The following is a 21,786-nucleotide window of genomic DNA, read 5'->3' as shown; positions in this document are numbered from 1 at the left end:
GGCCCTCGTGCGCGGGGCGGGGACGCGGGGACGGCGTCAGCGGCGCTGCGGCTGCTCCGCACCGCCGGGGCGGCCACCCGCTGCGAGGAGCAGCTCCTCGAAGGGGCGCAGCGGGCCGGCGAGCGGACCGGTGGTGCCCAGCGCGAGGTCGGCGATGCGCTCGCTCGCCCGCCCGTCGCCGTACGGGCTCGGGGCGGTGGCCAGCCGGGCGAGGTGCTCCGGCCGCAGCAGCTCGGCCGCGGCCCGGGCGACGCCGGCGGGGCTGGACAGGCGGCAGAACCCGGCGTCCACGCTCTCCGGGCGCTCGGTGGTGGAGCGCACCACCACCATGGGCCGGCGCAGCACGGTCACCTCCTCCTGGAGGCCGCCGGAGTCCGACACCACGAGCACCGCCCGCTCGGCCAGCGCCAGGAACGCCGCGTGGTCGACGGGCTCGACCAGGTGCACCGACGCGGGCACCGGGACGCCCCACGCGGTGATCCGCGCGGAGGTGCGGGGGTGGGCGGGCAGCACCACGGGCGCCGGCAGGTCTCCCAGCGCGGCGAGCAGCGCGGCCAGGGCGGCCGGGTCGTCGGTGTTCTCCGCGCGGTGCACGGTCGCCAGCACGACGTCGTGGTGCTCGAGCCCCGCCCGGCGCAGCACCTCCTGGGCCGCCGCCGGGCCGTCAGGAGCGCGCAGCGAGGCGCGCACCGCCTCCACCACCGGGTTGCCGGTCACGTGCACCGCGTGCGGGTCGGCGCCGGCTCGCAGCAGGTTCGCGGCGCTGGCGGCGGTGGGGGCGCAGTGGACGTCGGCGAGGGCACCGATGAGCAGGCGGTTGACCTCCTCGGGCATCCCGCGGTCGCCGGAGCGCAGCCCGGCCTCCACGTGCACGACCGGCAGCCCCAGGTAGTGCGCGGCCTGGGCCCCGGCGTTGGCGCTGTTGGTGTCTCCCTGGACCAGGACGGCGGAGGGCGCGAGCTCGCGCAGCTGGGCGCTCAGGCCCACGACCATCGCGGCCACCTGCTCCCCGCGGGCGAGCCCGGCCAGCTCGGCGGCGGGCGCCGCGACGTCGGTGAGCCCGCAGGCCTCCACGAACGAGCCGGCGAGGGCCCTGTCGTAGTGCTGGCCCGTGAGCAGGGTCCGGGCCCGCGCACCGCGGGCGGTGAGCTCGTGGACCACCGGCGCCATCTTGATGATCTCCGGTCGGGTGCCCATGACGACGGCGACGGTCTGCGGGGTCACGCGGGTCCTCCGGGGGTCGGGGCGGTCCGCGCCTGGCGCAGGGCCCGGCGGACGGCCCCCGCGACGACGGCACCACCGGCCAGGGCGATGGGCAGCCCCTCCGCGGGCACCGCGGGGGTCGGGACGACGACCGCGTTGCGGCCGCACGTGACGGCCCCCACGCGCACCGCGGTGGTGCCCGAGAGCAGGCCCAGCTGCAGCGCGGTCGTGGACACCGGTCCGGCCGTCGCCTGGGTGCCGGTGGAGCCGGTGCTGACGGAGACCAGCCCGAGCAGGGTGCCGCTGGTGCCGGCGCCCACGGCGGCGGTCGCGCCGAGGGGGCCGGTGAGCTGGCCGCCGACCACGGTCGTCCTCGTGGTGGACGTGCCGGTGCTGCTGGCGGTGCAGCTGGAGACGATCGCGTCGGCGGTCAGCACCAGCGTCGAGGTCAGGGCGACCCGCACGCCGCCGCTCCCGGCGCTCACCGCGCACGCACCGCCCGGGCCGACCACCACGGAGCCTCCGCTGCCGACCAGCCCCGCGCAGGACCCGGACAGGCCGGTGGCGAAGGCGCGCACGTCGGCCACGGCCACCCCGGCCGTGACCACGCCCTGCCCGCCCAGCACGCCGGCGGGAACGCTTCCCCGGTCGTCGGAGGTGCCGTCGCTGGACGCGGACGCCGACGCCGCGGAGACGGTCGCCCCCACCGCCGTGGTCACCGACAGCGGGCTCGCGGAGGCGGTGGACGTGTCGGCCCGGGCCGCGCCCACCGGCACCGCCACCAGGGCAGCGGCCAGCAGTGCGGTCCCCGCCGTCGTCCTCCTCCAGCCGGTGGTGCTCATCGCTGGCCTCCTGCCGTGCTCTCGGTGCTCTCGGTGCTCTCGGGGGTCCGGGGGCGGGGGAGGGCTGTCCTCGCCGCGGGCGCCACCGGTGCGGCGGGCGGCCCGGTGCGCCGCGCCGTCTTCTTCCAGTCGGTGCGCCCGCGCAGGGTGCGCCAGAAGGCCCACCACACGGCCACCTGCAGCAGGTAGGCGTACGCCGCGTTGGCCACCGAGAGCAGCGCCGCGCGGCGCCGCGTGACGTGCCCGCCGGTGGCCTCCCGGTACAGCGGGCCCCACATGACGTGCGGCACGAGGCCGAAGAGGACGGCCAGCGGCAGCAGCCCCCAGGCGCCGCTGAGCCACCAGCCGGCGGGTCCTCCGGCCGTGGCCAGCGCGTAGTGCACGTCCACGGCGATCGCCGCGGGGAACACCAGGGCGCCGACCAGCTGGGTCCACGGCACCGACAGGTAGTAGGTGATCTCGAGCGCCGCGGTCAGCGGGACGTGCGGCGAGGTGACCACCTGCCACCAGTACCTGGCGCACTGCATCCCGCCCTGGGCCCACCGGCTGCGCTGGCGCAGCAGCGGCTTGACGGTCCGCAGCCCGGTCTGGGCCACGAACGCGTCACCGCAGTACTCGGTGCGCCCGCCGGTGAGCAGCACGTGCAGTCCCAGCTCGAAGTCCTCCAGCAGGGAGCCGTGCCAGGGCACGTCGTGCTCGGCGGCGATCCGGTCCAGCGCTGACAGCCGCGTGAACTGGCCGTTGCCGCCCATGCCCACGCTGCCGGTGGTGCGGCGCAGGGTCTGCATGGCCGCGATGGGGCCCGAGAACTCCAGGTCCTGCAGCTGCACCAGCAGCGGGTCGTCGCCGGGCGCGCGGGCGGTCACCAGGCGCAGCGGGCAGGTGCTCGTCAGCGCGTCGACGTCCTCGACCACGCGCACCAGCACCTGCACCGCCGAGACGGAGGGGTCACCGAAGAGCGTGGGGCCGCACACGGTGGCCAGGCACGAGCGGTCGAGGCGGGCATCCGCGTCCACCACCCCCACCACCACGCGCGTCCGGTCCGCGCCGGCGCCGAGCGAGGCGTCGATGGCGCGCCACGCGGCGTTGAGCGCGGCGCCCTTGCCCTGGCGAGCCTCGGGGAGGCGCCGGGTGACCACGCGGACCCGGGGGTGGGTGCGGGCGAGCTGGGCGAGCAGCTCCCCGGTGGCGTCGGCGGAGGCGTCGTCGACGCACCACACGACCGCGTCGGGGAAGGTCGTCACGAGGTGCTCGACGGTGCCGGTGACCACGTCCTCCTCGTCCAGGCAGGGGACCACGAGGTGGAAGGCGTGGTCGGCGCGCGCCGCGGGGAGGTGGGTGCCCCGCCGCGCGAAGCGGTGGGTGATGAGCCCGACGTAGGCGAGGAAGGCCACGCACAGCAGGAACGCGGCGGTGTTGAGGAGCGCGAGCCAGGAGCGGGGGTCATCCACGGCGCACGCCCCGGGCGCCGCGGGTGACCAGGGCCAGGAAGAGCAGAGCGGCGCTCACCACGCCGACGGTGCTGATCGTGGTGCCGACCAGCACGTGCGTGGCGGAGTAGCCGCGCTCCAGCCCGAGCGCGCGGATCCCGGTCAGGATGACCAGCAGCCGCACCTGGTTGGTGAGGGCGACGACGGCGACGGCGACGGCGAGGGCGGTCAGCGTGCGGGGCGCGGAGGCGCGCTGGAGCGTGAGCACGGCGCCGGCCGCCAGCAGGAACGGCACCAGGAGGAACGCGACGGTGCAGCCCAGGGTGATGCTGTAGCCGACGGCGCGGCCGTCCAGGTCGAACGTCACGGCCGTGCCGACGCGCTGCACGTCGTGGGTGCCCACGGCGCGCGCCACGAGCGCGGAGGCGCTGGCCTCCGCGAGCCGCAGCCAGCCGCCGCCGCCCACCACGGCGGCGACGGCCGCGAGCGCCGCGACGGCGACGGCGGGGCGTGCCAGGCCGAGGTCGAGGTCGGGGTCCGGGGCGAGGTCCGCCAGCGGACCGGGCTCGGCCGCGGTGGGGGTGCTCACCGGGCGTCCCGGTGCCGCGCGGACAGCAGGTCGTCCTCGGCGGCCACCCACACGTCCGCCAGCGCCGCCTGGCCGTGGCGGACCGCGCTGCCGGCCCGCACCTGCGGGGCGGCGGTGCGGAGCTGCTCGACCACCCGCGCCGAGACCGCCAGCGGCCCCTGCTCGCCGGCGCTGGTGGACAGGACGCCGAACTGGCGCGCCCCGGTGCGGGCCACCACCCCGGCGGGCCCCGCGGCCTCGGCCAGCGCGCCCGCGAGGCGCCGCAGCGCCCGGGTGGAGCTCACCGTGCCGACGTCCACCACGGTCACCGCGGCGGGCTCGGCGAGGCCGCGGGCCCGGTCGTCCTCGCGCTGCAGGAGCGCCCCCCACGAGCGGCGGTCGGGCAGGCGGGTCAGGTGGTCGCGGCTGGCGGGGCGGGAGGCCCAGTCCTGCTCGCGCTCCTGGCCCGTGCGGTGCAGCTCCCGGCCCAGGGTGGTGCCGAGGAAGGCGGCGTTGCGGGTGACGCGCGCCCGCAGCGCGTCGTCGTCGGTGGCGGGCGTGCGGGACCAGCCGCACAGGCTGCCGACCACCCGGCCCCCGTCGAGCAGCGGCGCGCCGACGTAGGCGCGCACGCCCAAGCGCTCGGCCTTGGCGCGCAGCTCGGGGTCGCGGCGCCGGCGCAGGTCCCCGGCGAGGGCCGCCTCGGGGCCCCGCTGCAGGGAGGCGCACAGCGTGTCCTGCCAGGGGTGCTCGGTGCCCACCGCCGCGACGACGTCGCCGCTGCCGGCGAGCGCGGTCCACCCGCCCGCCACGACCCGCGCGACGCCCCACATCTCGAAGCTGGCCCCGGCGTCGGCGGCGAGCCCGCCGAGGGTGAAGTCCGCGCAGCGCGCCCACAGGGCGCCCTCCCCAGACGACAGCTGCACCGACAGCGCGGCGCCGTGATCGACCAGCGTGGTCATGGTCCCTCCCCGGGGGTCCTGGACCGGTCACCGCCGCGCCTGCTGCAGCGGTGCCGGTCCTGGGGTGTCGGTCGGCGCCGCGGCCGGCGAGAGGGCTCTGCCCATGACGCGCCGGCCCCGTGAGGGTGAGGGCTTCTCGCGCTGCCAGCGCTGCGCCGCCGGTCACGGAGAGGTCACAGAACCAGCCCCCGGTTTGACGGCGGCTGGACGCCCTTCGTACCGTCGTCCTCAGGTCACGAGTGACAGCGACAAGCCCTGGCTGGCTGTCCGGCAACCCTCCTCCGCGGCGGGGTGCTCCAGGTGACGACCCGGTCGTGCAGCCCTGCACGGCAAGAGCGGACCACCTCCGAGGAGCTGTCGTGCCACCGCCCGCGCTGTGCCGGCGCCGCTGACCGCCACCTCCGTCCCGCCGCGCCCGCTCGCGACACCCACCCCCGCACGAGTCCCGGGAGCGACCATGTCCAGCACCGACCCCAGCGCCACGCCCAGCGGCGGCCCCGTCCTGCCCCCCAAGCCGAAGCGCAGCGTGCCGGTGGTCGCGGTCGTCGTGGCCGTCGTCCTGCTCCTCGTGGTGGTCGGCGGCGGCGCGTGGCTGCTGGGCAGCCGCAGCGGTGGTGGCGGCGGCGCTGCCGCCGCCAGCGGCACCGCCTCCAGCCAGGGCTACAAGCCCGAGGTGAAGATCGGCGTCTCCGACAGCTCCCTGCCGTACTGGAAGACCTACACCGAGCTGGCGAAGAGCCAGCTGGGCGTCACGGTGGACCTGGTCAACTTCTCGGACTACAGCCTGCCCAACCCGGCGCTGGTCCAGGGCGAGACCGACCTCAACCAGTTCCAGCACATCCAGTACCTGGCCAACTACGACGTCACCTCCGGTGACGACCTCGAGCCCATCGGCGCCACCGCCGTCTACCCGCTGCCGCTGTACTCCACGTCCGTCAAGGACGCGGCCTCCCTGCCCGCCGACGCCGTGGTGGCCATCCCCAACGACGCCATCAACGAGGCCCGCGCCCTGCTCCTGCTCCAGCAGGCCGGTCTGGTGCAGCTCGAGGGCGGCGGCTCGGCGTTCTCCACCACCGACGACATCACCAGCTCGAAGGTCAAGGTGACGCCGGTGTCCGCCGACCAGACCGCCGGAGCGCTCCAGAGCGGCTCCGCCGCCGCCGCCGTGGTCAACAACAACTACGCCGTCAAGGCCGGTCTCACGCAGGCCCAGATCATCGTCGCCGACGACCCGGCCTCGGCCGCCGCGGCGCCCTACGTCAACGTCTTCGTGACGCGTGCCGCCGACAAGGACGACAAGACCTACCTGGCGCTCGCGAAGCTCTGGCACGACCCGGCCGTCCAGGCCGTGTTCGCCAAGGACTACCCCAGCGCCGTCGTCGTCGACAAGTCCGCGGCCGACCTCCAGGCCGACCTCGCCAAGGTCGAGCAGGACGCGAAGGCCGCGAAGGCCGCCGGCTGACCGTGTCCGCCTCGTCCACCGCCTCGCCGGCACCCTCCGGGTCCCGGATCTCCGGTGACGCCCTCGTCGAGCTCGAGGGCGTCACCAAGCGCTTCGACCGCGGCGGCAGCACCGTCACCGCCGTCGACGGCGTCAGCCTCACCGTCGCGCGCGGGGAGGTGCTCGCCGTCATCGGCTACTCCGGCGCCGGCAAGTCCACGCTCGTGCGCCTGGTCAACGCCCTGGAGCAGCCGACCTCCGGCAGCGTGCGCGTGGCGGGCCAGGACCTCACGCGCCTGGGCGAGAAGGAGCTGCGCGCAGCCCGCGCCGGCATCGGGATGATCTTCCAGCAGTTCAACCTGCTGAGCTCGCGCACCGTGGCCGGCAACGTGGCGTACCCGCTGAAGGTGGCCGGGGTCGCCAAGGCCGAGCGCGAGAGGCGCACTGCCGAGCTGCTCGACTTCGTCGGGCTGCTCGAGCGCGCGCACGCGCACCCCGAGCAGCTCTCCGGAGGGCAGAAGCAGCGCGTGGGCATCGCCAGGGCGCTGGCCACCAGCCCGCCGCTGCTCCTGGCCGACGAGGCCACCAGCGCCCTGGACCCGGAGACCACCGAGGAGGTGCTCACCCTGCTGCGGCGGGTGAACACCGAGCTGGGCGTGACCATCGTGCTCATCACGCACGAGATGGAGGCCGTGCGCCGCGTGGCCGACCGGGTGGCGGTCATGGAGGGCGGTCGCGTGGTGGAGGTGGGGGACGTCTACGACGTCTTCACCGCCCCGAAGACCCCTGCCGCGCAGCGCTTCGTGCGCTCCGCCACCCACGACCGGCCCTCGCGCGAGGCCCTCGCCCGGCTGCGCGAGCACCACCCCGGTCGGCTCGTCACCGTGCGCATCACGGACCGTCCCGGCCTGCAGCAGCTGGTCGACGGCGCGTTCCGCGACGCCGGCGTGGTCGCGGAGCTGGTCTTCGGCGGGGTCGGTGAGGTGCGCGAGCGCCGCGCCGGCTCCCTCACCTACGAGCTGACGGGCGACGACGACGCCGTGCGGCGGGCCCTGGCCGCGCTGCGCGGGCGCGACGTCGTCGTGGACGAGGAGGACTGAGGTGGACTTCTTCGCGGGCTTCCTCGACAGCACGGACGTCTACGTCAGGGCCATCGGGCAGACGCTGCTCATCGTCAGCGTGGCCATGGCCGTGTCGGGGGTCGTCGGGCTGGTGCTCGGGGTGGCGCTGTACGCCACCCGCCCCGGCAACCTCTTCAGCAACCGCCTCGTCTTCGCCGTCATCGGCCTCCTGGTCAACATCATCAGGCCCATCCCCTTCGTCATCTTCCTGCTGGCCGTCGGACCGCTGCAGCGGCTCGTGGTCGGCACGACGCTGGGCACGGGCGCCGTGACCTTCGCCATCGCGCTGGCCGCGGGCTTCGCCGTCGCGCGGATCGTCGAGCAGTCGCTCGTGGGCGTGGACCCGGGCGTCGTGGAGGCGGCGCGCTCGATGGGGGCCTCGCGCAGCGCGATCCTCTTCGGCGTGGTGGTCCGGGAGGGCCTCGGGCCGCTGGTCCTGGGCTACACCTTCATCTTCGTGGGGATCGTCGACATGTCGGCCCAGGCCGGTCTCGTCGGTGGCGGCGGCTTGGGGGACTATGCGATCTCCTACGGCTCGCAGCAGTACGACTGGGGCATCGTCTACGCCGCCCTGGTGGCCATCGTCGCGATCGTCGTGCTGGGGCAGCTCCTCGGCAACCGGCTGGCGCGCGCCGTCATGCGCCGCTGAGCGCACGCGGACCCCGCCGCGTCGCCTACCCTCGGAGCCGGCCGCCGAGCACGCTGACGGCCGGGCTCGAGAGCGGAGACCTGTGGACGGGCGAGCGGTGTCCACGCAAGACCTGCCGGCGGTGCGCAGCTCGCTGGCCACCACGTCGTACCCGCCGGAGGTGGCCTCGGTCCGCGCCGCGCGGCGCTTCGTCGTGGACGTGCTCTCCTCCAGCGGGCTCGCACCGGTCGCCGACGACGCCGGCCTCGTGGTCTCGGAGCTGGCGTCGAACGCCGTCCTGCACGCCCGCAGCGCCTTCGACGTCGTCGTCCAGCGGATCGACGCGGGGGTGCGCGTCAGCGTCCGCGACGCGTCGACCACCATGCCCGTGCTGGTGGCCCCCAGCGCCTCCGCGATGAGCGGCCGGGGCCTCGCGCTGGTGGAGCGGCTCGTGGCCCGGTGGGGGGCCGGGCCATCCCGGGGGGCGGGCAAGAGCGTCTGGTTCGAGATCGACGAGCACCCCGCCAGCGACCCCGTCCCCGACGTGGCGGACCTCAGCGTGGAGCAGCTGCTCGCCGCCTGGAGCGACGAGGTCGGCTCCGACGACCCCTCCCGGGAGCTGGTGGTCCCGGGGCCCGCCGCCGGCTCCACGCGGGAGGTGGTGCTGCCGCTCATCGACGCCGCCGACCTGCTGTCGACCAAGGAGCACATGGACGACGTCCTGCGCGAGCTGCAGCTGGTGCTCCTGGCCCGTGCCGACGGTGCCGACGGTGCCGACGCTGCCGACGCTGCCGACGCTGCCGAGCCGAGCGCGGGGGACCCCGCGAGGGTCTCGGCCGCGGGCCTGGAGGTCGCCCGCCGCCTCGACCGGGCGGCGCGGGACTTCGACGACGTGCGGCGGCAGGTGCGCCACCAGGTGAGCCGCGCCGTCGCGGCCGGGGAGGAGCGGGTGGCCGTGGTGCTCCAGCTGCCGCCCGGCACGGCGGAGCGGGCGCAGGCCTACCGGGACGCCGTGGAGGCCGCCGAGCGGCTGACCGAGCTCGACGGGACGCTGCTCAGCGTCTCCCGGCCCTCCCCCCTGCAGCGCGCAGTGCGCCGCGCCTACCTCGACGAGGTCATCGCTGCGACCCGTGACTGAGCCGCCCCGCGCCGCCCGGCGGGGCCGACGACCCGCGCTGTGGGTCGAGGCGCTGCTGGTGGTCGCCTTCCTGCTGGCCTACGAGTCGGTCCAGCGCCTCGCGGGGGACGACGTCTCCGGGGCCTACGCCCACGCCCGGACGCTGCTGGCGCTGGAGCAGTCGGTGGGCCTGGCGCCCGAGCTGCTGCTCGACCGGGCGACCGCGGCCTCACCGCTGCTGTCGGTGCTCTCCTCCGCCTGGTACTCCGCGCTGCACTACACGGTCACGCCCGCGGTGCTCGCGCTGGCGTACTGGCGGCTGCCCGAGCGCTACCGGGCGGTGCGCAACGCGTTCTTCGCCACCACCGCCGCGGCCCTGGTGGGGTACTTCCTCCTGCCCACCGCCCCGCCCCGGCTGCTGCCGGGGTACGTCGACGTGGTCTCGGACACCGCGGGCACGGGGTGGTGGTCCGCGTCCCCGCCGATCGGCACCAGCGGCGTGGACCAGCTCGCGGCGATGCCGTCGATGCACGTCGGGTGGGCCCTGTGGAGCTCCCTCGCGCTGGTGCTGGTGGTGCGGCGCCGCTGGCTGCGCCTGCTGGTGCTGGCCTACCCGGCCGTCACCGCGGTCGTCGTGCTGGCCACCGGCAACCACTGGCTGCTCGACGTGGTGGCCGGCGGCGGGCTGGCCGCGCTCTCGTGGCGGGCGCTGGTCGCGCGCCAGCCGGCGCGCGAGCGCGCCGCGGACGCGGACCGCGTCGACCTCGTCTCCGAGCCCGGCTGACGGCCGCCCCGCTCGTCGTCGTCCCCCCGCCGCCCCGCCCCTCCTCGCACGTGCCGCTGGCAGTGCGAGCAGGGACGGGGCGGGGGCGCCGCGTCGGAGCGGGTCAGGCGCCGGCGCCCTCGAAGGCCTCCACCGGCGGGCACGAGCAGACCAGGTTGCGGTCGCCGAAGCTGCCGTCGATGCGGCCGACCGGCGGCCAGTACTTGTCAGGGTCGGGGCCGGCGGGGAACGCCGCCAGCTGCGCGCTGTAGGGCAGCTCGCCCGACAGCGCCCGCTCGGCGGTGTGCGGCGCCCCGCGCAGCGGAGAGGCGGCCAGCTCCCACTCGCCGTCGGCCACCCGCTGCGCCTCGGCGCGGATGGCGAGCATCGCCTCGACGAACCTGTCGACCTCGGGCAGGTCCTCGCTCTCGGTGGGCTCCACCATGAGGGTCCCGGCCACCGGGAAGCTCGTGGTGGGGGCGTGGAAGCCGTAGTCGATGAGGCGCTTGGCCACGTCGTCCACGGTCACGCCGGTGGCCTTGGTGAGCGGGCGCAGGTCGAGGATGCACTCGTGGGCCACGAGCCCGCCGTCGCCGGTGTAGAGCACCGGGTAGGCCTCGCGCAGGCGCGCCGCCACGTAGTTGGCCGACAGCACCGCGGTGGCCGTGGCCTGCGCCAGGCCGGCCCCGCCCATGAGCCGCAGGTAGGCGTACGAGATGGGCAGGATGCCCGCCGAGCCGTGCGGCGCGGCGGCGATGGCGCCGGTCCCCCCGGCCGCCGAGCGGCGGGCGGGGTCGGGGTGCGCGGCGTGGGTGGGCAGGAACGGCGCGAGGTGCGCGCGCACGGCCACCGGGCCCACGCCGGGCCCGCCGCCGCCGTGGGGGATGCAGAAGGTCTTGTGCAGGTTGAGGTGGGACACGTCACCGCCGAACTCCCCGGGCTTGGCGTACCCGAGGAGGGCGTTGAAGTTGGCGCCGTCCACGTAGACCTGACCGCCCGCCTCGTGCACCAGCGAGCACACCTCGGTGATGCCGGGCTCGTAGACGCCGTGGGTGGAGGGGTACGTCACCATGATCGCGGCGAGGTCGTCGCGGTGCGCCTGGCACTGGGCGCGCAGGTCGTCCAGGTCCACGGAGCCGTCGGGCGCCGAGGCGACCACCACCACCCGCATGCCCGCCATGACGGCGGAGGCCGCGTTGGTGCCGTGCGCCGAGCTGGGGATGAGGCAGACGTCGCGGCGCTCGTCACCGCGGGAGCGGTGGTAGCTGCGGATCGCCACCAGTCCGGCCAGCTCGCCCTGGGAGCCGGCGTTCGGCTGCACCGAGACGCTGTCGTACCCGGTGACCTCGGCCAGCCACGCCTCGAGGCGCTCCACCAGCACGCGGTAGCCCTCGGCGTCCTCCGCGGGGGCGAAGGGGTGCAGGTCGGCGAAGCCCGGCAGGCTGATGGGCTCCATCTCGGCGGTGGCGTTGAGCTTCATGGTGCACGAGCCGAGCGGGATCATGCCGCGGTCGAGGGCGTAGTCGCGCCGCGACAGGCGGTGCAGGTAGCGCAGCAGCGCCGTCTCGGAGCGGTGCTGGTGGAACACCGGGTGCTCCAGGTACGGCGTGGTGCGCAGCAGGTCGCGCGGCAGCGCGTCGGGGGTGCGCACGTCGAGGTCGGCCAGGGCCCGCTCGCCGACCGCGGAGGCGTCCAGGCCGAAGGCGCCCAGCACCCGGCCGACCACCTCCAGGTCGGTGCGCTCGGAGCAGGAGACGCCCACGTGGTCGGCGTCGGCCAGGCGCAGGTGCACCCCCGCCTCGCGCGCCGCCGCCACCACCTGCGCCGCGCGTCCGGGGACGCGGGCCAGGACGGTGTCGAAGAAGCGCTCGTGCACCACCTCGACGCCGCCCTCGCGCAGGGCAGCGGCCAGCACGGCGGCGGTGCGGTGGGTGCGCTGCGCGATCGCCCGCAGCCCGTCGGGGCCGTGGTGGACGGCGTACATCGACGCCACCACGGCGAGCAGCACCTGGGCGGTGCAGATGTTGCTGGTGGCGCGGTCCCGGCGGATGTGCTGCTCGCGGGTCTGCAGCGCCAGGCGGTAGGCGCGCTGCCCGGTCGCGTCGACCGAGACGCCCACCAGGCGGCCGGGCAGGTTGCGCTCCAGGCCCTTCGCCACCGCCATGTACGCGGCGTGCGGGCCGCCGTAGAACAGCGGCACGCCGAAGCGCTGCGTGCTGCCCACCACCACGTCGGCACCCAGGGCCCCCGGGGCCTCCAGCAGGGTCAGGGCCAGCACGTCAGCGGCCACCACGAGCCGCCCGCCGCGCTCGCGCACCTGCTCGGCCAGGCCCCGCAGCGCGGGGACGCGCCCGGAGGTGCCCGGGTACTGCACCAGCACGCCGGAGACGCGCTCGGGCACCCCGTCCGCGGCGGCGAGCCCGGAGGACAGGTCGGTCACGACCACCTCGACGCCCATCGCGGCGGCGCGGGTGCGGACCACCTCGACCGTCTGCGGCAGCACGTCGACGTCGACGACGAACGGCCCGGTGGCGCCCTTGTCGGCGCGCCGCACCAGCGTCATCGCCTCGGCGGCGGCGGTGCCCTCGTCGAGCAGCGAGGCTCCCGCCACCGGCAGGCCGGTGAGGTCGCACACCAGGGTCTGGAAGTTCAGCAGCGCCTCGAGGCGGCCCTGGGAGATCTCCGGCTGGTAGGGCGTGTACGCCGTGTACCAGGACGGGTTCTCCAGCACGTTGCGGCGGATGACCGGCGGCGTGGTGGTGCCGTGGTAGCCCAGGCCGATCATCGGCTCGAGCGGGCGGTTGCGGCCGGCCAGCTCGGCCAGCTCGGTCGCCACCTGGCGCTCCGTGCGCGCCTCGAAGAGGTCCAGCGGGCCGGACGTGCGGATGCCGGCGGGCACGGCCGCGTCCATGAGCTCGGCCAGCGAGCCGTGGCCGACGACGGCGAGCATCGCGGCCACCTGGTCGGCGTCGGGCCCGACGTGGCGGGCGAGGAAGGCGTCCTCACCGAGCTCGGCGAGGGTGGAGTGGTCGGACACGAGGGGCTCCCGGGTGCTGCGCAGCGGTGCCTCCCCCTCAGTCGCCCGCCGGTGAGCTCCTGAGTCGCCTCGCCCACGCGGTCCTTGTGCCTGAGAGGTTCCGGGGAGGGTTGCCCCTTCGGCGCCCTGCTCGGCGACGTGTCGCTGTCAGGGCTCTCCCGCGCGGGATGAACGGCTCCGACCACGGTAGCCCGCGGTGGGCGTCGTGGGAAGTTCCTCGGCCGAGATCGTGCGGAGGTCCAGGTCCGAGGGCGGGTCGGAGGGGTCGTCACCGCAGGCCACGAGCCTGCCGGACCCCGCCTAAAATGGTTTGAAGCCAGGCCATTGACGACGGGGGACGGCGTGTGCAGACTCCTCCTCGTGACCACCGGTGGCGACGTCGCGGGGTCGGCGCCGGAGGACGGCACCGACCTCGGCGCCGTCGTGCTGCGCCCCGTGCGCGGCCAGCACGCCTTCGAGGCGTGCGTCGAGCAGCTGGGCACCGCCATCCGCCTCGGGGTCTACCCCCGGGACACCGTCCTGCCCGCCGAGCGCGAGCTCGCGGAGCGGATGGGCGTCTCGCGCGCCACCCTGCGGGAGGCCATCGCCGCCCTGCGGACCGCTGGCGTGGTCGAGACCAAGCGCGGCCGGGGCGGAGGGACCGTGGTGCGGCTGCGTCCGACCGTCCCCCGCCGGGGCGCCCCCGCCCAGGTGGCCGCGCGCCGCAGCGCCTGGCTGGACGTGCTCGACTTCCGCCGCATCGTCGAGCCCGGCGCGGCGGAGCTCGCCGCCAGCCGGGACCTCACCCAGACCCAGCGCCAGCGGCTGGTGCAGGCCCACGAGGCCGTCGCCGCCGCGAGCGCACCGGCCGCCCACCGGCAGGCCGACTCGCGCTTCCACCTGACGATCGCCGCCATCACCGGCTCCCCGTCCGTGGTGGAGGCGGTGACCTCGGTCCAGGCCGGGGTGCACGAGATGCTCAGCGCCATCCCGGTGCTCGGCACCAACATCGACCACTCCGACGCCCAGCACGCCGGCATCTGCGCCGCCGTCCTCGACGGCGAGGGCTCCCGGGCCCGCCGCCTCATGGAGGCGCACTGCGACGACACCGCCGCGCTCCTGCGCGGCCTGCTGTTCTGACCCGCCCCCGCTCCGCCCACCCCCCCCACGTCAAGGGAGACGTCTGTGCGCAACGACCGGCACCTCAGCGTCGACGACCTCACGTCGCGCATCGCCTCCGGCGAGATCGACACCGTCGTCGTCGCCTTCACCGACATGCAGGGGCGCCTGCAGGGCAAGCGGTTCCACGCCGCCTACTTCCGCGACCACGTGCTGGGTCACGGCACCGAGGGGTGCAACTACCTGCTCGGGGTGGACATCGACATGAACACCGTCGACGGCTACGCCATCACCTCCTGGGAGCGCGGCTACGGCGACATGGAGTTCGTGCTCGACACCGACACGATCCGCCTGCTGCCCCACCTGCCCGCCACCGCGATGGTCCAGTGCGACCTGGCCTGGCCCGACGGCCGCCCGGTCGAGCAGAGCCCGCGCAGCATCCTGTCCCAGCAGGTCCAGCGGGCCGCGGACCTCGGCTACCGGGCGCTGGCCGGCACCGAGCTGGAGTTCATCCTCTTCGACGACACCTACGAGGCCGCCCACCGCGCCGACTACCGCGGTCTCACCCCGGCCAACCAGTACAACATCGACTACTCGGTGCTGGGCACCTCCCGCGTGGAGCCGCTCCTGCGCGACATCCGCAACACGGTCTACGGGGCGGGGCTCGACGTCGAGTGCGCCAAGGGCGAGTGCAACCTCGGCCAGCACGAGATCGGCTTCCTCTTCAACGACGTCGTCGTCACCGCTGACAACCACGCCGTCTACAAGACGGTGGCCAAGGAGGTCGCCGCCCAGCACGGCAAGGCGCTCACCTTCATGGCCAAGTACGACGCGCGGGAGGGCAACTCCTGCCACGTGCACCTGTCGCTGCGCGGCACCGACGGCAGCACCGTCTTCTGGGAGGCCGGGGACGGCGCCCACGGCGGGCGGCGCACCGCGCTCTACGACTCCTTCGTGGCCGGCGTCCTGGCCACCCTGCGCGACTTCACGCTGCTCTACGCGCCCAACGTCAACTCCTACAAGCGGTTCGCCGACGGGTCCTTCGCCCCCACCGCCATCGCCTGGGGCGAGGACAACCGCACCTGCGCCGTGCGGCTGGTGGGCCGCGGCGCCGGCGCCCGGATGGAGAACCGCGTGCCCGGCGGCGACGTCAACCCCTACCTGGCGCTCGCCGCCATGCTGGCCGGTGGCCTGCACGGCGTCGAGCAGGGCCTCGAGCTCGAGGCCCCCACCGCGGGCAACGCGTACGCCTCCGGGAAGCCGAGGGTCCCCCGCACGCTGCGCGAGGCCCGGGACGCCTTCGCGTCCTCCGCGGTGGCGCGTGCGGCCTTCGGCGACGCCGTCGTCGACCACTACACCAACGCCGCTGACGTCGAGCTCACGGCGTTCGAGTCCGCGGTGACCGACTGGGAGCGCCGGCGCAGCTTCGAGCGCATGTGAGCGGGCTCCTGGCCAGCCCCTCCGCCGTCCCCGCTCCCCCTCCCGCCACCACCCCGTGGAGACCCCAGTGACGACCCCTGTGAGCACCCCCGCCAAGACCACGCACACGGTCCTGGACCCGGCCACGGCCGAGCCCGTCACCGACGTGCACCTCGCCTCGCTGGAGGAGACCGACGCCGCGATCGCCGCGGCGGCCGCGGCCTTCCCCGCCTGGCGTGACGTGACCCCCGCGGACCGGGCCCGCCTGCTGCGCGGGTTCGCCCGGCTCGTGGACGACCACGTGGAGGAGCTGGCGGCGCTGGAGGTGCGCAACAGCGGCCACACGCTGGGCAACGCGCGCTGGGAGGCCGGCAACGTCCGCGACTGCCTGGACTACTACGCGGCGGCTCCCGAGCGGCTGTTCGGCCGCCAGATCCCCGTGCCCGGCGGCGTGGACGTGACCTTCCGCGAGCCGGTGGGCGTGGTGGGGATCATCGTCCCCTGGAACTTCCCCATGCCGATCGCGGCGTGGGGCTTCGCCCCGGCGCTCGCCGCCGGCTGCACCGTGGTGCTCAAGCCCGCCGAGCTCACCCCGCTGACCGCCGTGCGGCTCGCCGAGCTGGGCCGCGAGGCGGGCCTGCCCGAGGGCGTCTTCACGGTGCTGCCGGGGGCGGGCTCGGTGGTCGGCGAGCGCTTCGTCACCCACCCGCAGGTGCGCAAGGTCGTCTTCACCGGGTCCACCGGGGTGGGCAAGCGGGTCATGGCCGGCTGCGCCGACCAGGTCAAGCCGGTGACGCTGGAGTTGGGCGGCAAGAGCGCCAACATCGTCTTCGCCGACTCCGACCTCGAGCGGGCCGCAGCCACCGCGCCCTACGCGGTGTTCGACAACGCCGGGCAGGACTGCTGCGCCCGGTCCCGGATCCTCGTGGAGCGCTCGGTGCACGAGCGCTTCCTGGGCCTGTTCGAGTCCGCGGTCAAGGGGCTGCGCGTGGCGCACCCGGGCCTGGACCCCGAGGCGGAGATGGGCCCGCTCATCTCCGCCCGGCAGCGCGACGCGGTGCAGCGCTACGTGGACGGCGCCGACGTCGCCTTCACCGGCTCCGCGCCCGACCTGCCGGGCTTCTGGATGCCTCCGACCGTGGTGCTCACCGACGACACCCGCGCGCCCGTGTGGCGCGAGGAGGTCTTCGGCCCGGTGGTCGCGGTGATGCCGTTCGACGACGAGGCCGACGCCGTCGCCAAGGCCAACGACTCCGAGTACGGGCTGTCCGGGTCGATCTTCACCCGGGACGTCGGCAGGGCGCTGCGCGTGGCCCGTGGCGTGGAGGCCGGCAACCTCTCCGTCAACTCCCACTCCTCGGTCCGCTACTGGACGCCCTTCGGCGGCTACAAGCAGTCCGGCCTGGGCCGCGAGCTCGGGCCGGACGCGCCCGAGGCGTTCACCGAGGAGAAGAACGTCTTCATCAGCACCGACTGACCGCACCGCTCCCACCCCGCCCCAGCAGCAGATCGAGAGGACCAGGACCATGGCAGGACGTCTTGACGGCAAGGTCGCCGTCGTCACCGGTGGGTGCTCGGGCATCGGCCTGGCGACCGTGCGCCGCTTCGCCTCCGAGGGCGCGAGGGTCGTCATCGGCGACATCGACGACGTGCGCGGCCCCGCGGTCGTCGCCGAGCTCGGCGGCGACGCCACGGCGGCCTACGTGCACGTCGACGTGACCGACAAGGACCAGGTGGACGCGCTCTTCGCCACCGCCAAGGACCGCTTCGGCTCGGTGGACGTCGCGTTCAACAACGCGGGCATCAGCCCGCCCGACGACGACTCCATCCTCACCACCGAGCTCGACGCCTGGCGGCGCGTGCAGGAGGTGAACCTCACCAGCGTGTACCTGTGCTGCAAGGCGGCGCTGCCGTACATGATCGAGCAGAAGAGCGGCTCGATCATCAACACCGCCTCGTTCGTGGCGGTGATGGGGGCGGCCACGAGCCAGATCTCCTACTCCGCGTCCAAGGGCGGCGTGCTGAGCATGACCCGCGAGCTGGGCGTGCAGTTCGCCCGGGAGGGCGTGCGCGTCAACGCCCTGTGCCCCGGCCCGGTGAACACGCCGCTGCTCAAGGAGCTGTTCGCCAAGGACGCCGAGCGCGCCGCCCGCCGCCTCGTGCACGTGCCCATGGGCCGCTTCGCCGAGCCGGAGGAGCTGGCGAGCGCCGTCCTCTTCCTCGCCTCCGACGACGCGAGCTTCATCACCGCCTCCACCTTCCTCGTCGACGGCGGCATCTCCGCCGCCTACGTGACGCCGGTCTGAGGTGGCCCCCGCGCGCCCGCTGGTGGGCATCAGCACCTACCGGGAGCAGGCCTCCTGGGGGGTGTGGGACCAGAAGGCCGACCTGCTGCCCAGCAGCTACGCCGAGGCCGTCCGCGCCGCCGGTGGCCTGCCGGTGCTCCTGCCGCCGGTGGAGCCCCACGCGGAGGCGGCCCGGGAGGTGGTGGCCCGGCTCGACGCCCTCGTCATCGCTGGCGGCGCCGACGTGGCCCCGGCGGCGTACGGGCAGGAGCCCCACCCGCGGACCGGCCGCCCCCGGGCGGACCGCGACGCCTGGGAGATGGCGCTGCTGGACGCCGCCGAGGAGCGCTCGCTGCCGGTGCTGGGCGTCTGCCGCGGCATGCAGGTGATGGCCGTGCACGCCGGCGGCGCCCTGGAGCAGCACCTGCCCGACGTCGTGGAGCACGACGGCCACGACCCGGGCGGGGACGGCTTCGGCGTGGTGGAGGTCAGCACCGGCCCCGGCAGCCAGCTCGAGGAGCTGGTGGGCCCCCGGGTGGAGGTCCGCTGCCACCACCACCAGGCGGTGCGCTCCCACCCGGGGTACGCGGCGGTCGGCTGGGCCCCGGACGGCACCCTGGAGGCCATCGAGCGCCGCGAGAGCGGCCGGTTTCACCTCGGCGTGCAGTGGCACCCCGAGGTGGTGGCCGACGCGGGCCTGTTCCGCGGGCTCGTCGCGGCAGCCGCCCACCCGGGCTGACCGGCGGCGCCAGCGCGCCACCCACGCCCGCCCGTCCCGACAGTGAGGAACCCACGATGTCGAAGCAGACCCCCCTCGCCGAGCTGCACCGCGAGCTCGGCGCCAAGCTCGTCGACTTCGCCGGCTGGGCCATGCCGGTCCGCTACGGCTCGGAGACGGCGGAGCACCACGCCGTCCGCACCGCCGCGGGGCTGTTCGACCTCAGCCACATGGGCGAGGTCGAGGTGCGCGGCCCCGAGGCGGCCCGGGCCCTGGACCGCGCGCTGGTCGGGCGGCCGTCCGCGATCCGGGTCGGGGGGGCGCGCTACTCGATGATCTGCGCGCAGGACGGCGGCACCATCGACGACCTGGTCGTCTACCGGCTCGCCGAGGACTCCTACCTCGTCGTCGCCAACGCCTCGAACAGCGACGAGGTGGCGGCGGAGCTCACCGCCCGCGCGCAGGGCTTCGACGCCGCCGTGCACGACGCGTCCACGGAGTGGGCGCTGGTGGCGGTGCAGGGTCCGCGTGCGGCCGAGGTGGTCGCCGCCGTCAGCGACGCCGACGTGGCGTCCCTGAAGTACTACTCGATCGCCCGGGCCCGCGCGGCCGGCCACGAGGTGCTGCTGGCCCGCACCGGGTACACCGGCGAGGACGGTTTCGAGGTGTACTGCCGCCCGGACGCCGCCGAGGACGTCTGGCGAGCGGCGACGGCCGCGGGGGAGCCGGTGGGACTGGTGCCCGCGGGACTCTCCTGCCGGGACACCCTGCGCCTCGAGGCCGGCATGCCCCTGTACGGGCACGAGCTGACGCGCTCCACCACGCCGTTCGAGGCGGGCCTGGGCCGCGTGGTGGTCTTCGGCAAGCCCGACGGCTTCGTCGGGGAGGAGGCCCTGCGGCGGCGCCGGGACGACGGCCCCGCCGAGGTCCTCGTGGGGCTGACCACCTCCGGCAAGCGCTCACCCCGGGCCGGCCAGCAGGTGCTCGACCCGGAGACCGGGACCGCGGTGGGCACCGTGACCAGCGGCTCGCCGTCCCCGACCCTGGGCCACCCGGTGGCGATGGCCTACGTGCCCGGGGGCCTGTCGGACCCTGGCACCGCCCTGGAGATCGACGTCCGCGGGACGCGCGAGCCCGCCGTCGTCGTCCAGCTCCCGTTCTACACCCGTTCCCAGCACTGACCACCGCTCGCTGCCCGCAGGAGACCCCCATGACCGTTCCCGACCACCTCAGCTACACCGACCAGCACGAGTGGCTCGACCTCCAGGACGGCGTCGCCCGCGTGGGGATCACCGCCTACGCGGCCGGCGCACTCGGCGACGTCGTCTACGTGCAGCTCCCGGAGGTGGGCGAGCGGCTCACCGCCGGCTCCACGTGCGGAGAGCTGGAGTCGACGAAGTCCGTGAGCGACCTGTGCTCGCCGGCCGACGGGGAGGTCTTGGAGGTGAACCGGGAGGTGCTGGACAACAGCGGACTCGTCAACGACGACCCGTTCGGCGCCGGGTGGCTGTTCACCGTCCGCGTCAGCGGTGAGCCGGAGCTGCTCGACGCCACCGCCTACCGGCAGCTCACGGAGGAGGGGTGAGCCCGTCGTCACCGCACCCCGGCTGACAGCAGCCCGCACCCTGATGGACCTGGAGGGACCGTGGCTCTGAGCGCGTTCGACATGTACTCGATCGGCATCGGCCCGTCGTCGTCGCACACCGTGGGCCCGATGCGGGCCGCCCGCCTGTTCGTGGAGGGCCTGCAGCGCGACGGCCTCCTCGGTGGGGTCGCCCGCCTGCGCGTGCAGCTGTTCGGCTCGCTGGGCGCCACGGGCCACGGCCACGGCTCGGAGGCGGCGGTGCTGCTCGGGCTGATGGGGGAGGACCCGGCCACCGTGGACGTCGACGGTGCCCCTGCCCGCGTCGAGCAGGTGCGCGCCCAGGGGCGCCTGGGGGTCGCCGGCGGCCACGAGGTCCCCTTCGGGCCCGACGACCTCGTCATGCACCGCCGCAAGGCCCTGCCCGCCCACCCCAACGGCATGGTCTTCACCGCCTTCGGCAACCCGGACGGTGAGCCGGACGGTGAGCAGGTCGTGCTCACCGAGCGGACGTACTACTCCGTCGGCGGCGGCTTCGTCGTGGACGAGGGGGCCGTCGGAGCCGAGCGCGTGGTGGAGGACGCCACCGCCGTGCCGCACCCGTTCCGCACCGGGGCCGAGCTGCTCGCCGCCTGCGAGGCGGTCGGCGGGTCCGTCAGCGACGTCATGCTGGCCAACGAGCGCGCCTGGCGCAGCGAGGCCGACGTCCGCGAGGGGCTGCTGCGGATCTGGGCGGTGATGCAGGAGTGCGTGGTCACCGGCTGCTCCACCGACGGCGTGCTGCCCGGCGGCTTGAAGGTCCGTCGGCGCGCGCCCGCGCTGCACCGCTCGCTCAGCTCCGGGGCGGGTGCCGCCGACCCGCTCCACGTCATGGACTGGGTGAACCTCTACGCGCTCGCGGTGAACGAGCAGAACGCCGCGGGCGGGCGGGTGGTCACCGCCCCCACCAACGGCGCTGCCGGCGTGGTCCCCGCCGTCCTGCACTACTACGTCCGCTTCGTGGCCGGTCCCGCCGGCAGGTCGGCCGAGCAGGTCGACGACGCCGTGGTGCGCTTCCTGCTGACCGCGGCCGCCATCGGCATCCTCATCAAGCACGGTGCCTCCATCTCGGGGGCCGAGATGGGGTGCCAGGGGGAGGTCGGGTCGGCCAGCGCCATGGCAGCCGCCGCCCTGTGCGAGGTGCTCGGCGGCACGCCGCAACAGGTGGAGAACGCCGCGGAGATCGGGGTGGAGCACCACCTGGGCCTGACCTGCGACCCGGTGGGAGGGCTCGTGCAGATCCCGTGCATCGAGCGCAACGCCATCGCGTCGGTCAAGGCCGTCAACGCCGCCCGGCTGGCGCTGGGTGGCGACGGCGTGCACACCGTGAGCCTCGACAAGGCGATCAAGACCATGCGCGACACCGGCCGCGACATGCACGTCAAGTACAAGGAGACCTCGCGCGGCGGTCTCGCCGTGAACGTCGTCGAGTGCTGAGCCGGGGTGCCGGGCCGGCCTCCGGGCAGTTGCCCCGCGCCCCGGTACGTCTCGTTGTGGCCTGACTTCACACCTTTTTGTTATCACCCGTAGAAC

The 21,786-nt window shown here is 75.2% G+C and carries 19 protein-coding genes and 2 riboswitches; of the genes, 13 read left to right on the top strand and 6 right to left on the bottom strand.

Going from position 1 to position 21,786, the window contains the following annotated elements:
* Positions 1-36: 36 nt before the first annotated feature.
* Genes wecB through H7K62_RS03010 form a run of 5 tightly spaced genes read right to left on the bottom strand, consistent with a single transcriptional unit; the run spans position 37 to position 5,005 of the window.
* Positions 37-1,224, bottom strand: coding sequence for a non-hydrolyzing UDP-N-acetylglucosamine 2-epimerase (wecB, locus tag H7K62_RS03030; protein ID WP_222436912.1), 1,188 nt, complete (start codon positions 1,222-1,224; stop codon positions 37-39).
* Entirely contained in the window at positions 1,221-2,045 is an 825-nt protein-coding gene (locus H7K62_RS03025; RefSeq protein WP_186716143.1) for a hypothetical protein, read from the bottom strand. The genes wecB and H7K62_RS03025 overlap by 4 nt, the downstream gene beginning before the upstream one ends.
* Positions 2,042-3,496 (bottom strand): glycosyltransferase family 2 protein, encoded by a 1,455-nt coding sequence (locus H7K62_RS03020; RefSeq protein ID WP_186716141.1) that lies wholly within the window; start codon positions 3,494-3,496, stop codon positions 2,042-2,044. The genes H7K62_RS03025 and H7K62_RS03020 overlap by 4 nt, the downstream gene beginning before the upstream one ends.
* Positions 3,489-4,064 (bottom strand): hypothetical protein, encoded by a 576-nt coding sequence (locus H7K62_RS23465; protein ID WP_186716131.1) that lies wholly within the window; start codon positions 4,062-4,064, stop codon positions 3,489-3,491. The genes H7K62_RS03020 and H7K62_RS23465 overlap by 8 nt, the downstream gene beginning before the upstream one ends.
* The gene (locus H7K62_RS03010; protein WP_186716129.1) at positions 4,061-5,005 is read right to left on the bottom strand and encodes a GAF domain-containing protein; all 945 of its coding nucleotides are present in this window, start codon (positions 5,003-5,005) and stop codon (positions 4,061-4,063) included. The genes H7K62_RS23465 and H7K62_RS03010 overlap by 4 nt, the downstream gene beginning before the upstream one ends.
* A 231-nt stretch (positions 5,006-5,236) precedes the next feature.
* Positions 5,237-5,347: riboswitch (SAM riboswitch) on the top strand.
* Positions 5,348-5,462: 115 nt separating this feature from the next.
* Between H7K62_RS03010 and H7K62_RS03005 the strand changes: the two genes are divergently transcribed.
* The 5 genes from H7K62_RS03005 (at position 5,463) to H7K62_RS02985 (ending at position 10,096) form a co-directional block, all read left to right on the top strand.
* Entirely contained in the window at positions 5,463-6,467 is a 1,005-nt protein-coding gene (locus H7K62_RS03005) for a MetQ/NlpA family ABC transporter substrate-binding protein (protein ID WP_186716127.1), read from the top strand.
* A 2-nt stretch (positions 6,468-6,469) separates the two neighbouring features.
* Positions 6,470-7,546 (top strand): methionine ABC transporter ATP-binding protein, encoded by a 1,077-nt coding sequence (locus tag H7K62_RS03000; protein ID WP_370591582.1) that lies wholly within the window; start codon positions 6,470-6,472, stop codon positions 7,544-7,546.
* Between the two features lies 1 nt (position 7,547).
* Positions 7,548-8,216: a methionine ABC transporter permease gene (locus H7K62_RS02995; RefSeq protein WP_370591581.1), complete on the top strand. Its 669-nt coding sequence runs from the start codon at positions 7,548-7,550 to the stop codon at positions 8,214-8,216.
* A 97-nt stretch (positions 8,217-8,313) separates the two neighbouring features.
* On the top strand, positions 8,314-9,333 hold the full coding sequence (locus tag H7K62_RS02990; protein WP_186716126.1) for an ATP-binding protein: 1,020 nt from the start codon (positions 8,314-8,316) through the stop codon (positions 9,331-9,333).
* A complete protein-coding gene (locus H7K62_RS02985) occupies positions 9,326-10,096 on the top strand; it encodes a phosphatase PAP2 family protein (RefSeq protein WP_186716124.1) in 771 nt (256 codons plus the stop codon). The genes H7K62_RS02990 and H7K62_RS02985 overlap by 8 nt, the downstream gene beginning before the upstream one ends.
* A gap of 103 nt (positions 10,097-10,199) precedes the next feature.
* Here the strand turns inward: H7K62_RS02985 and gcvP are convergent, their stop codons facing one another.
* Positions 10,200-13,112, bottom strand: a complete 2,913-nt coding sequence (gene gcvP, locus H7K62_RS02980; RefSeq protein ID WP_186716122.1) for an aminomethyl-transferring glycine dehydrogenase — start codon at positions 13,110-13,112, stop codon at positions 10,200-10,202.
* Between the two features lie 68 nt (positions 13,113-13,180).
* Positions 13,181-13,283, bottom strand: a riboswitch (glycine riboswitch).
* 189 nt (positions 13,284-13,472) lie between these two features.
* Between gcvP and H7K62_RS02975 the strand changes: the two genes are divergently transcribed.
* The 8 genes from H7K62_RS02975 to H7K62_RS02940 all read left to right on the top strand — a co-directional run bounded on the left by H7K62_RS02975 (position 13,473) and on the right by H7K62_RS02940 (position 21,690).
* Positions 13,473-14,231, top strand: a complete 759-nt coding sequence (locus H7K62_RS02975; protein ID WP_222436911.1) for a FadR/GntR family transcriptional regulator — start codon at positions 13,473-13,475, stop codon at positions 14,229-14,231.
* A 45-nt stretch (positions 14,232-14,276) separates the two neighbouring features.
* Positions 14,277-15,650, top strand: coding sequence for a glutamine synthetase family protein (locus tag H7K62_RS02970; RefSeq protein ID WP_370591580.1), 1,374 nt, complete (start codon positions 14,277-14,279; stop codon positions 15,648-15,650).
* Positions 15,651-15,717: 67 nt separating this feature from the next.
* Positions 15,718-17,106, top strand: coding sequence for an aldehyde dehydrogenase family protein (locus H7K62_RS02965; RefSeq protein ID WP_370591579.1), 1,389 nt, complete (start codon positions 15,718-15,720; stop codon positions 17,104-17,106).
* A gap of 49 nt (positions 17,107-17,155) precedes the next feature.
* A complete protein-coding gene (locus H7K62_RS02960) occupies positions 17,156-17,935 on the top strand; it encodes a 3-oxoacyl-ACP reductase (RefSeq protein WP_186716120.1) in 780 nt (259 codons plus the stop codon).
* A 1-nt stretch (position 17,936) separates the two neighbouring features.
* Positions 17,937-18,653, top strand: coding sequence for a gamma-glutamyl-gamma-aminobutyrate hydrolase family protein (locus H7K62_RS02955; protein ID WP_222436910.1), 717 nt, complete (start codon positions 17,937-17,939; stop codon positions 18,651-18,653).
* Positions 18,654-18,709: 56 nt separating this feature from the next.
* Entirely contained in the window at positions 18,710-19,813 is a 1,104-nt protein-coding gene (gene gcvT, locus H7K62_RS02950; RefSeq protein ID WP_186716118.1) for a glycine cleavage system aminomethyltransferase GcvT, read from the top strand.
* Between the two features lie 29 nt (positions 19,814-19,842).
* Positions 19,843-20,217 carry a glycine cleavage system protein GcvH gene (gene gcvH, locus H7K62_RS02945; protein WP_186716116.1) on the top strand — a complete coding sequence of 125 codons (375 nt, stop codon included), beginning with the start codon at positions 19,843-19,845 and terminating at the stop codon, positions 20,215-20,217.
* Between the two features lie 60 nt (positions 20,218-20,277).
* On the top strand, positions 20,278-21,690 hold the full coding sequence (locus H7K62_RS02940; protein WP_370591578.1) for an L-serine ammonia-lyase: 1,413 nt from the start codon (positions 20,278-20,280) through the stop codon (positions 21,688-21,690).
* Positions 21,691-21,786: the final 96 nt, after the last annotated feature.

The sequence above is a fragment of the Quadrisphaera sp. RL12-1S genome, from assembly GCF_014270065.1.
Classification (GTDB): Bacteria; Actinomycetota; Actinomycetes; order Actinomycetales; family Quadrisphaeraceae; genus Quadrisphaera.
The sequence above is the reverse complement of the archived record's forward strand: the minus strand, read 5'-3'. Positions and strand labels throughout refer to the sequence as shown.